This is a genomic window from Bradyrhizobium uaiense (assembly GCF_010811875.1).
GTDB classification, from domain to species: domain Bacteria; phylum Pseudomonadota; class Alphaproteobacteria; order Rhizobiales; family Xanthobacteraceae; genus Bradyrhizobium; species Bradyrhizobium uaiense.
The window spans coordinates 1-12,206 of record NZ_VKHP01000262.1; the positions used below are offsets into that span (position 1 = coordinate 1).

The 12,206-nt window shown below is 66.0% G+C and carries 14 protein-coding genes; 5 read left to right on the forward strand and 9 right to left on the reverse strand.

The window, feature by feature from the left end; all coding sequences use genetic code 11:
* From FNJ47_RS38925 to FNJ47_RS38940, 4 genes are all read left to right on the forward strand, one after another.
* Positions 1 to 788, forward strand: a 788-nt coding sequence (locus FNJ47_RS38925) for an MFS transporter (RefSeq protein WP_163161146.1), incomplete at its 5' end; no start/stop codon positions are given.
* Between the two features lie 44 nt (positions 789 to 832).
* A complete protein-coding gene (gene acuI, locus FNJ47_RS38930) occupies positions 833 to 1,819 on the forward strand; it encodes an acrylyl-CoA reductase (NADPH) (RefSeq protein WP_163161148.1) in 987 nt (328 codons plus the stop codon).
* A gap of 186 nt (positions 1,820 to 2,005) precedes the next feature.
* Positions 2,006 to 2,584, forward strand: coding sequence for a hypothetical protein (locus tag FNJ47_RS38935; RefSeq protein ID WP_163161150.1), 579 nt, complete (start codon positions 2,006 to 2,008; stop codon positions 2,582 to 2,584).
* Between the two features lie 238 nt (positions 2,585 to 2,822).
* The gene (locus tag FNJ47_RS38940; RefSeq protein ID WP_163161152.1) at positions 2,823 to 3,056 is read left to right on the forward strand and encodes a DUF6894 family protein; all 234 of its coding nucleotides are present in this window, start codon (positions 2,823 to 2,825) and stop codon (positions 3,054 to 3,056) included.
* A 29-nt stretch (positions 3,057 to 3,085) separates the two neighbouring features.
* Here the strand turns inward: FNJ47_RS38940 and FNJ47_RS38945 are convergent, their stop codons facing one another.
* The 5 genes from FNJ47_RS38945 to ygfZ form a co-directional block, all read right to left on the reverse strand.
* On the reverse strand, positions 3,086 to 5,788 hold the full coding sequence (locus FNJ47_RS38945; protein ID WP_163161154.1) for a DUF2339 domain-containing protein: 2,703 nt from the start codon (positions 5,786 to 5,788) through the stop codon (positions 3,086 to 3,088).
* 105 nt (positions 5,789 to 5,893) lie between these two features.
* Positions 5,894 to 6,400, reverse strand: a complete 507-nt coding sequence (locus FNJ47_RS38950) for a tyrosine phosphatase family protein (RefSeq protein ID WP_163161156.1) — start codon at positions 6,398 to 6,400, stop codon at positions 5,894 to 5,896.
* A 124-nt stretch (positions 6,401 to 6,524) separates the two neighbouring features.
* A complete protein-coding gene (locus tag FNJ47_RS38955) occupies positions 6,525 to 7,136 on the reverse strand; it encodes a YfbR-like 5'-deoxynucleotidase (protein ID WP_163161158.1) in 612 nt (203 codons plus the stop codon).
* Positions 7,133 to 7,759: a DNA-3-methyladenine glycosylase I gene (locus FNJ47_RS38960; protein ID WP_163161160.1), complete on the reverse strand. Its 627-nt coding sequence runs from the start codon at positions 7,757 to 7,759 to the stop codon at positions 7,133 to 7,135. The genes FNJ47_RS38955 and FNJ47_RS38960 overlap by 4 nt, the downstream gene beginning before the upstream one ends.
* Positions 7,756 to 8,637, reverse strand: coding sequence for a CAF17-like 4Fe-4S cluster assembly/insertion protein YgfZ (ygfZ, locus tag FNJ47_RS38965; protein WP_163161162.1), 882 nt, complete (start codon positions 8,635 to 8,637; stop codon positions 7,756 to 7,758). Before ygfZ ends, FNJ47_RS38960 begins: the two co-directional genes overlap by 4 nt.
* A 128-nt stretch (positions 8,638 to 8,765) precedes the next feature.
* Between ygfZ and FNJ47_RS38970 the strand changes: the two genes are divergently transcribed.
* Entirely contained in the window at positions 8,766 to 10,100 is a 1,335-nt protein-coding gene (locus tag FNJ47_RS38970) for a dihydroorotase (protein WP_163161164.1), read from the forward strand.
* Positions 10,101 to 10,180: 80 nt separating this feature from the next.
* Here FNJ47_RS38970 and FNJ47_RS38975 read toward each other — a convergent pair whose 3' ends face one another.
* From FNJ47_RS38975 to FNJ47_RS38990, 4 genes are all read right to left on the reverse strand, one after another.
* Positions 10,181 to 10,450: a hypothetical protein gene (locus FNJ47_RS38975; RefSeq protein WP_163161166.1), complete on the reverse strand. Its 270-nt coding sequence runs from the start codon at positions 10,448 to 10,450 to the stop codon at positions 10,181 to 10,183.
* Positions 10,451 to 10,605: 155 nt separating this feature from the next.
* On the reverse strand, positions 10,606 to 11,262 hold the full coding sequence (locus FNJ47_RS38980) for an HAD family hydrolase (protein ID WP_163161168.1): 657 nt from the start codon (positions 11,260 to 11,262) through the stop codon (positions 10,606 to 10,608).
* Positions 11,252 to 11,629, reverse strand: coding sequence for a TIGR02301 family protein (locus FNJ47_RS38985; RefSeq protein WP_163161170.1), 378 nt, complete (start codon positions 11,627 to 11,629; stop codon positions 11,252 to 11,254). Before FNJ47_RS38985 ends, FNJ47_RS38980 begins: the two co-directional genes overlap by 11 nt.
* 74 nt (positions 11,630 to 11,703) lie before the next feature.
* Complete coding sequence (locus FNJ47_RS38990) at positions 11,704 to 12,084, reverse strand: NUDIX hydrolase (protein ID WP_347341772.1); 381 nt, start codon at positions 12,082 to 12,084, stop codon at positions 11,704 to 11,706.
* Positions 12,085 to 12,206 lie beyond the last annotated feature (122 nt).

Genomic DNA, 12,206 nt, shown 5'->3' on the forward strand with positions numbered 1-12,206 from the left:
CCGCCGGCGCGTGCGGCCTGTGCCGGTTGGCGCCGTTCGGCGTCGCCCTGACCGAAAATTTCGGCGGGCAGCCCGCGCTCGGCGTGTTCGGCGCGCTGAGGCTGTTGACCCTGCCGCTCCCGCTCGCGCTGGCAACGCCGCCGACGGAGACCAAGGATGCCGCGCCCGCCGATCAGCAATCGTTCAAGACCGCGCTGGCGGAGGCCTTCGGACACCGCTCCTACGTCCTGCTGGTGCTCGGCTTCTTCACCTGCGGCTTCCAGCTCGCCTTCATCACCATCCATCTGCCGGCCTATCTTGCCGACCGCGGCATTCCGGCGACCACCGGCGGTTGGGTGGTTGCGGCGATCGGCCTGTTCAACATCGTGGGCTCGCTCAGCGTCGGCTGGCTGCAGAACTATTTTCCGAAGCGCTATCTGCTTTCGGTGATCTACTTCTCGCGCGCGCTGGCGACGGTTGCCTTCATCTCGTTCCCGGTCACGCCGTTCTCGGCGATTGCGTTCGGCGCGGTCTCGGGGCTGCTGTGGCTGTCGAGCGTCCCGCCGACCTCGGCGCTGGTCGCGCTGATGTTCGGCACCCGCTGGTTCTCCACCCTCTATGGCTTCGCCTTCGTCAGCCATCAGGTCGGTGGCTTCCTCGGCGTCTGGCTCGGCGGCGTCGTGTTCGAGCAATACGGTTCCTACACCCCCATCTGGTGGCTGTCGGTGCTGTTCGGCGTGCTGTCGGCGCTGATCAACCTGCCGATCGTCGAAGCACCGGTCGCGCGCCCGGTTGCGCAGCCTGCCTGATGAGATAAAAACTCCCCGAAACCAAGATTAGGGGAGTGCGCATCGTGGCAACGTTCAAGGCAATCAGGATCGACAAGGCGGACAAGGGTACCACCGCCGCGCTCACCCAGTTCGACGAAGCCGAGCTGATGGACGGCGACGTCACCGTCCGCGTCGAGTGGTCGACGCTGAACTACAAGGACGGTCTCGCATTGACCGGCAAGGCGCCGGTGGTACGTCGGTTTCCGATGATCGCCGGCATCGATTTCGCCGGCACGGTCGAGGAGTCCAGCCATCCCGACTGGAAGGCGGGCGACAAGGTCGTCTGCAACGGCTGGGGCATGGGCGAAACCCATCTCGGCGCCTATGCGGAGAAGGCCCGCGTCAAGGGCGACTGGCTGGTGCGGCTGCCTGACGGCATCTCGGCCCGCGACGCGATGGCAGTCGGCACCGCCGGCTACACCGCGATGCTCTCGGTGCTGGCGCTGGAGAAGCATGGTCTCACCCCGAAGAGCGGCCCGGTGGTGGTCACGGGCGCCGCCGGCGGCGTCGGCTCGGTTGCGATCGCCGTGCTGTCGAAGCTCGGCTACCACGTCATCGCATCGACAGGGCGGACGTCGGAGACCGATTACCTCAAGGGACTCGGTGCCAGCGAGGTGATCGACCGCGCCGAGCTGTCGGGTGCCCCGAAGGCGCTTGCGAAGGAGCGCTGGACCGGCGGCGTCGACAGCGTCGGATCGACCACGCTCGCCAATCTGCTTTCGATGACCAAATACGGCGGCGCGATCGCGGCCTGCGGTCTGGCGGCCGGCATGGACCTGCCGTCATCGGTCGCGCCCTTCATTTTGCGGGGTGTGTGCCTTCTCGGTATCGATTCAGTGATGTGCCCGATCGAGCTCAGGCGCACCGCCTGGGCCCGCCTTGCCCTCGATCTGGATAAGACAAAACTGGCTGATATCACTCACGAAATCGCCTTGGACGAGGTCATGCCCTATGGCGCGAAAATCCTCGGCGGCGAGGTCCGCGGCCGCATCGTGGTAAAAATAGTCTGAGGACGTTCAGACTTTACCAACCAAGCTGCTCCAATGTTGCCACGGTTGGTATGGTAAGCAGCGGGTAAAGAGGCTTGCAGCGTGATCCCGGGGGGCCGGGCTTCCTCGCGCAGACGTCGAGAAACGTCGGTGCGGGGATCATGCTCAACAAGGAGCGGGTGCCCGCGCTCGTAAGTGGAGTAGCTCATGCTTGCGCGTTTGGTGTTGGGGGCCGTCACGGCCGGAGCAATGGTCGTGCCGGCATTCGCAGGCATGATGAACGCCGATGAGGCCCGCAAGTTCGTTGCCGGCAAGGTGTTCGCCTTCACCTGTTTCGATGGCACCCGTGGTGCCGGCCGCATCCTCGACGACATGGGCGCCGCAGGCTCGATCCAGTTCTCCGGCTCCGGTCCGATCCGCCATGTGCGCCTGCCGGGCAATACGCTGCAAATCCGTGGCCAGAGCGTTTGCGCTTCGCTGAAAGGCATTCCGTTCGAGCCGTGCTTCAACCTCGACAAGCAGGACGAGCGCTCGTTCCGCGGCTCGGTCTCCGGCATGGGCTTCGCCTACTGCGAATTTCGCCACCAGGGCGGCCAGCAGATGCTGATGGCGCGCGCAGTGGCGCGTCCGCGCTCGCTGCACCCGCGCACGCGTTCCGCGGATGCCTCGCAGACCGAAGTGTCGCGCGTTGAGACGCCGCAGGTCGGAAGCGCGAAGCTCGAGCCGGTCAAGGCCGAGCCCGCCAAGGTCGAGAGCGCCCCGGAATTGCGCCGCTCCACCGACTAGAGCCAATCTGCTCCGATTGAATCCGAACGGGGCTCTAGATTCATGTTTTGACGCGTTTTCTTCACGCGAACCGGTATCCACTTCGCTCGAAAACGCTCTAACGTCTTATCTGCGCGCTAGCGGGAATAGCTGCCGAGCCGTAGTCATACGGATGGCGGTCGCCACACGTTGATAGCTACTCAATATCCTAGCGTTCGCCGCGAGGCGGGATGGTGGGAACACCGATTTGAGTGGTCATATGGCGCAATATTTTTTCCGTATCAGTGATGGCGACTACGCTGGTGCGTCCGACCACGCGACGGAGTTTGAGAGCCGTGACGTGGCGTGGGCCGAGATGACCAAGGTCTGCGGTAATTTCCTTGGCAGCATTTCGCGCAACATGAAGCAGGACAGCGAATGGCACATGGAGCTGCTCGACGAGGGCAGGAAGCCGGTGTTCAGGATTCGCCTGGTCGCTGAATCGGTCGACTGAGGCTCTCGCTCGCAGGACAACAACACGCGCTAAGCCTCAGCCTGTGGCGCGGGCGGAGCGGCGCGCCTGCGGAACAGGATCCGCTGATACAGCCAACCGATCGCGACCAGCACGATGCCGAGGCACATGAACGACAGCGCCCGGTAAACACCTGTCAGTGTCGACATGTCGACCAGGAACGCCTTCAGGATCGTCAGGCCGATCACCGCACCGGATGCAAGCCGCGCCCGCTGCGAGTTGACGACGATGCCGACGCCGAGCAGCACAACGCCGAACATCAGCCAGGCGATCGAATAGGTGTATTGCTCGGCGCCCGTGGTCTCGCCGCGCGTCAGCACCGGTCCGTGATAGAGTCTGCGGATCTCGAACGTGACATAAGCGAGCGCAAGCACCAGCGCGCCGGCTGCGATCGTGTTGGCATATGCCGCCGGACGATGGCCCGCGACCGCGTAGGACAATAGCAGCGCCAGCACGGCCGGCAGTGCGTAGCCGAGCAGCAGCAGGTTGAAGAAGCTGCCGCCGACGTCCTGCCACCACAGCATCGGATTCTCCAGTCCGAGCAGCCCGAGCAGGCTGGCAAGCCCGGCGAATGCGGTGAGCAGGACCGCGCCGACATTGTGCACGATGCTGCCGCTGCGCAGCCGCAGCCGCTCCAGTCCGATCGCCATCGCGAGCGTCACGCCCACCTGCAGCGCGACCTCGGTCAATCCTGCACTATCGTAATAGACGTTGCCGCCATTGACCGCATGGCGGATCTCCATGAAGGCGAGCAGCACCGTGAACAGGATCGCGGCGGATTCGACCATGCGCAGCGGCACGTCGTCGCCGTTGCGGCGCAGGAAATGCCCTCCCACCCAGAATGACAGCGCGGGCACGCCGTAGCCCCACAGCAGCCAGTTGAAGATCGGCGTGGTGCCGACGGCGTCGCCTGCGATCCGCGGCTCATAGCCGATGCGCAGCACGACGATGCCGGCGAGGATCGCAGCAAGCCAGCGCAGGAACGGGATCGGCCGTTGTACCGATAGCCATGCCGTGCCCATCGACACCAGCGCCAGCGCGATGGTGAGCCAGCCCTCGTCGAGCGCGAAGGTGAGCGCCAGCGCCAGCGAGGCGAGGGCGCCGGTCGCCGACAGCGCGATCGAGGGCGACTGTTCCGGCCGCTCGCTGCGCCGGGTCAGCGCTTCGGTCGCGGCCGCATAAGCCGCGGCCAGCAGCACGGCGAGGATCGCGAACGGGATCGAGCGATCGAGATGTGCGATGCGCGCATAGAGCGCGACCAGCAGCGCGATCGGTGTGAACACGGCCGCCGCAGCCCAGGTCACCGTGATCTTCGTGGTGGCAAAACGGAATTGTGCGAGGAAGCCGGCGATGCCGAAGGCGGCCGCGAACAGTGCCGCGGTGACGAGATGCAGCGAGACCGAGCCATCGGTCGCGGACGGGCCGATGCCCGGGATCGCGCCGCCCGGCAGCACCAGCATGTCGACGTTGCGGCGGACGGCCCATTCGCCGAACACGATGAAGACGAAGATCGACGCGGCAGCGATCGCACCGACAGCGGCCGGCGCGCGCCAGGCGACGACAAGGCTGCCGGCCGTCAGCAGCGCAAAGCCGATCATCGCGGTGTCGGCGTGCGCGCTGTTGAGCACGATCAGCATCGCGCCGAACAGATAGGCCGCGAGAGAGCCGGAGGAGATCGGCTCGATCTCCTCGCCATCACCATCGGGGCCGAACATGAAGCCGCAGACCACGAGCAGCGCCGCCAGCACGAAGCCTGCGATGACGTGGAAGACATGCGGCGCGATCATCTCCGGGCCGCATTGCAGGCAGGGGAAGGTCCATAGCAGCGCGAAAGCGATGGTCGTGACTGCAAGCCAGCGCCACAGCCGGATGCGCGCGAGGCCGAACGATGCCGCCGTGACGATCGCAAGATAGATATACAGCGACCAGAAGTCGGGCTTGTCCGAGGAGACCAGGATCGGCGTGACGAAGGCGCCGATGATGCCGAGCCCCGCCAGCGCAGGCCCGTGCAGCAGCGCCGCCGCAAGCGTGCCGAGCGCGACCATGCCGAGCAGGATGAAGGCGGTAGCCGGCGCGAGGAAGTCGTACAGCGCGTAAGCGGCGTAGACCGTAGCGAACGCGACCGCGGTGCCGGCCGCGGTGAGGATCGCCGGAATGTTGGCGATCGGCAGCGCTTCGATGCTGGAGATGCTCTCCTGGCGCCGCGTCCATTCACCGGCGCCGAGCAGCGCCAACGCGAACAATCCGCCGAGCAATGTGCGCACGCCGGGACCGAGCAGGCCGGCCTCGATCGAATAGCGCACCATGAAGAAGCCGCCGAGCGCGAGCGTCAGGCCGCCGATCCACACCACCCAGCGGGTGCCGAGCGTTTCCTCGAAACCGGGGGCCGGCTGCGGCGGGGCCGGTGGCTCCGGCAGCGGTGGCGGCGCGGTGCTTTCGGCGTCCGCGGCGGGCTCTGCCTGTGCGTCCGGCTCGCTTGCCGCCTCGGGCAGCGGTGGCGGTGCGATCGGAGGCGCGGTCGGAAGCGTCTGCTCGAACGCCTCGAGCGGCGCCAGTGGTGGCGGCACGGCCGTCCGCGCGGCCGCTACGCCTGCGGCCTCGATCGCATCCAGCCGGCGCTGCAGCACCGAAATCTGGCCCAGCGCCTTGCGCGCGAAAATGATGGCAACGATGGCGATGACGAGCGTGAGGAAATCGAACGGCGAATCGAACATTGGGCCTCCGGCAGGACGCGCCGGACTTTTGGCCAGCCAGCGGCCCGTCGCAACCTAGTAGTGCACTTGGGAGGACCGGAAGTTCAAGGCCGCGCCAGGTTCGTGCTATTCCAGATTGATGTGGAAAGGCCGGCCTTCGACGCTCATGCTGCCGGGGCCCATCGCATCGAGCGCGCGCAGCATCCGGCCGTCGCGCCCTAGCGCCTTGTCGGCGAGGCCGACGATCAGTCGGTTGGGCGCCGCGATCGGCGAAGCTTCGCGGATCAGCCGGGCGATGGACATTTCGTCGCGGTGCGGATTGAGCGCGCAGACGGTGGCGAATGCGCTTGCGGTCGAGCGGCTGATGCCCGCGTAGCAATGAACCACCATCGGTGCGCGGCGATCCCAGCCGCGCACGAAAGTCAGCACGCGCTCGATATGCGTCTCGTTCGGCGCAACGAACCCGTCCATCTGTTCGACGATGTCGTCCATCGACACTTTCAGATGATTGGCCGGAAGCACCGAGGGCGGGCGCTGCACCTGGTCGACATTGGCCATCACGGTCAGCACATGGCTGGCGCCGGTGGCACGAACCGTGTCGGAGAGCGCGGCAAGCGAGCAGACGTGAAGCATGATGGTCCTTGGCTATCGGGCGGGTCCGATTATAACGGGCTGGTCCCGGTGGGCAAAGCCGGGTGCCGCCATGTCTGCCCTTCGTTTTGCGGCGCAACCGGCCACAGACTTCTCGCAGCCACGCCTATGACGCGTCCAGCGCCTTGAAGCGTTCGAGAAGCTGCTTTTCGGCCCGCGCTGCGGTCCATGGCGTCAGATAGTCGCGCTCGGTCGCTTCGGGCAATTGCGGATCGCGGCCGAACAGGCGCTTGGCTTCGGCTTGCGAAAATCCTGCCAGATGCGTCGCCTCGAGATAGGCGGCGCCGCGGTCGGCGGCCTTGATCTGCTGGGTGATCTCGTCCGCCAGCACCGCAGGCAGGCCGAAGCGGATATGGATCGCCGACAGCAGCCGCTTCTCCACCACCTTGTATTCGCCTGACAGCACCGCCTTGAACGGTGAGATCATGTCGCCGATGACATATTCCGGTGCGTCATGCAGCAGCGCGGCGAGACGGTGGCTGATGTCGACGCGCGGCGTCTGCTGGCGCATCACGGCCTCAACCAGCAGCGTGTGCTGCGCCACCGAGAAGATGTGCGCGCCTGAAGTCTGGCCATTCCAGCGCGCGACCCGCGCGAGTCCATGCGCAATGTCGACGATCTCGATATCGAGTGGCGACGGGTCGAGCAGGTCCAGCCGGCGTCCGGATAGCATCCGCTGCCAGGCGCGGGTGGTCTCCGTCGATTTACGCGAAGTCATTTCTTCTTGAGCCGCGGGCTGCGGAGCTTGCCGCTGCAAGACTCGTGGCAGAAGCAGGTCACGAGGTGATCGTTGACCATGCCGGTCGCCTGCATGAAGGCGTAGACGATGGTGGGGCCGACGAACTTGAAGCCGCGTGCGCCGAGCTCCTTGGAGACCTTGATCGAGACCGGCGTCGAAGCGGGGACGCTCGCGGTGCTCTTGAACTGATTGACCTTCGGCTTGCCGTCGACGAAGTCCCACAGGAATTTCGAGAAGCCGGGGCCCTTCTCCATGATCTCGAGATACGACTTGGCGCTCGCCACCGTGCCTTCGATCTTGGCGCGGTTGCGAACGATGCCGGCGTCGTTCATCAGCGCATGCACCTTCTTGTCGGTGTAGCGCGCGATCTTCTCGGGCTGGAAATCGTCGAAGGCTTTGCGGAAATTCTCGCGCTTGCGCAGGATCGTGATCCAGGACAGGCCGGCCTGGAAGCCGTCGAGGATCAGCTTTTCGTAGAGCGCGCGGTCGTCATACTCCGGCACGCCCCATTCATTGTCGTGATAGGCGATATAGAACGCGTCCTCGCCCGGCCAGGGGCATCGCGTCTTGCCGTCGGGATGCAGCTTCGCGGTACGGCTCATGCGACGGTCTGCTTGGGTGCGGGGCGGACAACGTTGGGGTCGGCGAGGTGAAGCGACAGGCCGCCCGCGGTCAGCGCGAGGCCGGCATCGAGCGCATCGGCGATGCGGTCGATGCGCACCAACGCGAGGCCGTTTTGCCCTGCGGTCGAGCCGATGGTGCCGACCTGCCTGTCGCCGGCGAGGATCGTTGCGCCCGCCTCGGGGGCGGGACCATCGAGAATGACCTTCACCGTGCGGGTTCGCGCCGTGCCGCGATGCTGCATGCGCGACACCACCTCCTGGCCGACATAGCAGCCCTTGTCGAAATCGACGCCGTGCAGGTGGTCCATGTTGGTCTCGTGCGGGAAGGCGTCGCCATACATGAAGTCGAGCCCGCCGCGCGGCACGCCGGTCGCGATCCGATGCGCCTCATACGCGCTGTTGTCGACGAGGTCGGCGCCGATCAGCTCGGCAAGCTTCTGCTTCAGATCTTCCGGGATCAGGATGCGCCAGCCGAGCGCCGGGTTGCGCGGATCGGCGAAGGCGAGATCGGGTGTCGCCGCCGGCTCACCATCCCAGGCCGCCAACACACCGAGACTGTCTGAGAGGTTCTCGACCACGACCTTGGCGCGCAGCTTGTAGAAGCCGAGCTTGTCGGCGAGCCCCTTGGCGAGCGCGCGCGGTGCGTCGATCAGGAAGCCGCCGCCATGGCCGGTGGGTATCTCGGTGATCAGGAAATCGACGATGATCTTGCCCTGCGGCGTCAGCAGCGCGCCGAACCGGGCCTGCCCCGGCTGCAACTGTTCGACGTCGGTCGTAATGAGGCCGTTGAGGAAGTTGCGGGCGTCCTCGCCGGAAACCTTGATCACGCCCCGATCTGGAAGAAACGCTGCTTTCATTCGCAAAATTGGCTCTTTTCCAAGTTCCTTGGGAAACGCGGTCCTCGCGGATATCCCCTGCCAAGCTAAGGCGCTAGAGTGCGGCGAACAAGGCCCGCGCGACAGCGGAAAGCGGGCGCCGAGGACCGATGAATCAGCATTTTGACACCATTCTAAAATCCGGCACCGTGGTCAATCAGGACGGCGAGGGCGTGCGCGATATCGGCGTCATGAATGGCCGTATCGCCGCGATCGGCTCACTCGGCCAGGCCTCGGCCGGCGAGGTGGTCGACTGCAAGGGCCTGCACATCCTGCCCGGCGTGATGGACACCCAGGTGCATTTCCGCGAGCCCGGATTGACGCAGAAGGAAGATCTCGAGACCGGCTCGCGCAGCGCCGTGATGGGCGGGGTCACTGCGGTGTTCGAGATGCCGAACACCAATCCGCTGACGGTCACGGAAGCGGCGTTCACCGACAAGATCAAGCGCGGCCACCACCGCATGCATTGCGATTTTGCGTTCTTCATCGGCGGCACCCGCGAGAACGTGCAGGATCTGCCGCAGCTCGAACGCGCGCCGGGCTGCGCCGGCGTCAAGGTGTTCATCGGCTCCTCCACCGGTGCGCTGCTGGTCGAGGACGACGAGAGCCTGCGGCGGATCTTTCAGGTGATCCGGCGCCGCGCCGCGTTCCACGCCGAGGACGAATACCGCCTCAACGAGCGCAAGCCGCTGCGCATCGAGGGCGATCCGCGCTCGCATCCGGTATGGCGCGACGAGACCGCGGCGCTGATGGCGACCGAGCGGCTGGTCAATCTCGCGCGCGAAACCGGCAAGCGCATCCACGTGCTGCACATCTCGACCAAGGAAGAGATTCTCTATCTGCGCGACCACAAGGATGTCGCCTCCTGCGAGGCGACGCCGCACCACCTGACGATGGCCGCGCCCGAGTGCTATGAGCGGCTCGGCACCCTGGCGCAGATGAACCCGCCGGTGCGTTCGGCCGATCACCGCGCCGGCATCTGGTACGGTATCGAGCAGGGCATCATCGACGTACTGGGCTCGGATCACGCGCCGCATACGCTGGAGGAGAAGTCGAAGACCTATCCGGCCTCGCCCTCAGGCATGACCGGTGTGCAGACGCTGGTGCCGTTGATGCTCGATCACGTCAACGCCGGGCGGCTGTCGCTCCAACGGTTCGTCGACCTCACCAGCGCGGGGCCGGCGCGGCTGTTCAACATCGCCTGCAAGGGCCGCATCGCGGCGGGTTACGACGCCGACTTCACCATCGTCGATCTCAAGCGCAGCGAGACCATTACCAACAAATGGATCGCCTCGCGCGCAGCCTGGACGCCCTATGACGGCGTGCGGGTGCAGGGCTGGCCGGTCGGCACCTTCGTGCGCGGCAGGCGGGTGATGTGGCAGGGCGAGGTCACGACGCCGTCGCTGGGGGAGCCGGTCCGGTTCCTTGAGACGCTGAAGGCCTAGCGCATCAAATGCGCTAGATTCCTTATCGCGCTTTCTGCACGCGAACAGGTGCCCACTTCGCTCGAAAACGTTTTGCGGGATTACTGTCTGGCGAGCGCCAGCGAGAACTCGCCGTTGCGCACGCGCGCGGCGAGACCCTCGGCGAACTTCGCCACCGCATCCTCGCCATAGGTGTTGACGAGCTCGGCGAGCGCCGCAAACAGGCTCGCTTGCGCGAGGCAGTCGCCGTCGACGCCATCATGAAGCGCTTCCGCCCAGGCCTCGTTCAGATAGCTCAGCGCAGCCTGCTTCTGCTCGTGGTCGGGTCGCGGGTCTTCTTGGTGAAGGGGAAAGGACGCTGGATGGCGCATGAAACTCTGCAAAATGGATGCGCGCGGCTCGAGGAGCGAACCACTGCGACGCGCGAGATGTATCACGCATGCGGGTACCGCCTAGCCCACTTCTTTCGAAAAGGTTAACGCGCGCGACGGCATTTAAAGGGGAATTCCGGATATCCCGGCCTCCATCAGCCGAATGAGCTGTGGATATGGTCCAGCACCGCGCGCGGCGAGGCGCAGAGATGGCTGGCGCCGGCCTCAACCAGCTCCTCGGGCGTGCCGTAGCCATAGGTGACGCCGACGGCGCGGATGCCGTTACGATTGGCGCCGATGACGTCGTGGCTGCGGTCGCCGATCATCAGGGCGTTACCCGGATCGGCCCCGGTCTGCTCCAGCGCATAGGCCAGCAGCTCGACCTTGTTGACGCGGGTTCCGTCGAACTCCGAGCCGAACACGTGGTCGAAATAGCCGCTGAGCCCGAAATGCGCGATGATCCGGGTCGCGAACACGTGCGGCTTCGAGGTCGCCACGAACATCCGGCCCGGCCGCTGCCGCAACGCCGCCAGCACCTCCGCGATGTCGGGATAGACGCGGTTCTCGAACAGCCCGACATCGCCGAACCGCTCGCGGTAGAGCTCAACCCCGTGGTCGGCGAGCTCGTCGCCGCCGAGCAGCATCGCAAAGCTCGCCCGCAAGGGCGGCCCGATGCACCAGGTCAATTCGTCCTGCGTGGGAACGGGCCGGCCGAGCTTTTCCAGGGCATACTGGATCGAGCCGGTGATGCCGGGCTTCGGGTCGGTCAGGGTGCCGTCGAGGTCGAAGAAGATCGCGCGCTCAGTTGGCATAGCGGGCCGTCAGGTCGCGCGAGATCTTGGAGCCTTCCTCGATGTAACGGCGGATCGCCACGCTGGCTGCGGGGGTGCAGGTCCGGTAGGTCTGCTGGAAGCCGTTATAGCCGCGGTTGAAGCCCGCGATCATGCGGGCGCGGCGGTCCCCGGAGGGGGTTTCGGCGTCGATCAGCGCCTGCATCTCGTTGCGCCATTTGGCGCCCTCGTTGGCGTTGCAGATGCCGCGCAGGTAGTGCAGGGCGCCGAGGATCTCGGCCAGCCGTTGCAGGTCGCCGTCGAACGGCGCAGCCGCGTCCTGCGCCCGGGCGGGCGTCGCAAGGCATGCCGACATCAGGATCACAACGGCGAGAAAGGCTCTGATCATCAGGGGTTCCGGAATGGCCGTGGTATGCCCCCTCAATGCGCCCGAGGCAAGGCGGGAACGCCCGGAAACAGGCCTCAAACCAGCCGCCGGGCGGCCGCAATCACCTCGTGGAGGCCGCCGGTGACCTTGAGGTCGCCGATCTCCTCCGGCGCCAGCCATTTGAAATCGTCGTGCTCGTCGTTCAACACGGGCTCGCGGGAGGCCCAGCGCGCCGCGAACGTCATGATCAGGTAATGCCCGGTGCCGGGACCGGTCGGCAGCACCTCGCGCCAGCCGGCGAGGCCGAGGACATCGACCCGCAGGCCGGTCTCCTCGTCGATCTCCCGGTGCAACGCGATGTGCAGCGTTTCGCCGAACTCGACCCGGCCGCCGGGCAGCGAATAGAAGCCCTTGCCCGGCGAGCGGGCACGGCGGACCAGCAGCACCTTGCCGTCACGGAAAATCACGCCTGACACGGCGAGTTGCGGGCGGATCGGGGGGGCGGGAGAGGGCCAGGGGCGGCGACGAGTTCGCAGACAACCAACTCCGATATCTCAGGCGCCCGCAGTGAGGCTGTCACCACCGCCCACGCCGGGGG

Excerpts from the sequence above, each read along its gene's own strand:
- FNJ47_RS38935 (WP_163161150.1), top strand. The coding sequence starts at position 2,006 with ATGCTTGCGCGTTTGGTGTTGGGGGCCGTCACGGCCGGAGCAATGGTC.
- FNJ47_RS38940 (WP_163161152.1), top strand. The coding sequence starts at position 2,823 with ATGGCGCAATATTTTTTCCGTATCAGTGATGGCGACTACGCTGGTGCG.
- FNJ47_RS38945 (WP_163161154.1), bottom strand. The coding sequence starts at position 5,788 with ATGTTCGATTCGCCGTTCGATTTCCTCACGCTCGTCATCGCCATCGTT.
- FNJ47_RS38950 (WP_163161156.1), bottom strand. The coding sequence starts at position 6,400 with ATGCTTCACGTCTGCTCGCTTGCCGCGCTCTCCGACACGGTTCGTGCC.
- FNJ47_RS38955 (WP_163161158.1), bottom strand. The coding sequence starts at position 7,136 with ATGACTTCGCGTAAATCGACGGAGACCACCCGCGCCTGGCAGCGGATG.
- FNJ47_RS38960 (WP_163161160.1), bottom strand. The coding sequence starts at position 7,759 with ATGAGCCGTACCGCGAAGCTGCATCCCGACGGCAAGACGCGATGCCCC.
- ygfZ (WP_163161162.1), bottom strand. The coding sequence starts at position 8,637 with ATGAAAGCAGCGTTTCTTCCAGATCGGGGCGTGATCAAGGTTTCCGGC.
- FNJ47_RS38970 (WP_163161164.1), top strand. The coding sequence starts at position 8,766 with ATGAATCAGCATTTTGACACCATTCTAAAATCCGGCACCGTGGTCAAT.
- FNJ47_RS38975 (WP_163161166.1), bottom strand. The coding sequence starts at position 10,450 with ATGCGCCATCCAGCGTCCTTTCCCCTTCACCAAGAAGACCCGCGACCC.
- FNJ47_RS38980 (WP_163161168.1), bottom strand. The coding sequence starts at position 11,262 with ATGCCAACTGAGCGCGCGATCTTCTTCGACCTCGACGGCACCCTGACC.
- FNJ47_RS38985 (WP_163161170.1), bottom strand. The coding sequence starts at position 11,629 with ATGATCAGAGCCTTTCTCGCCGTTGTGATCCTGATGTCGGCATGCCTT.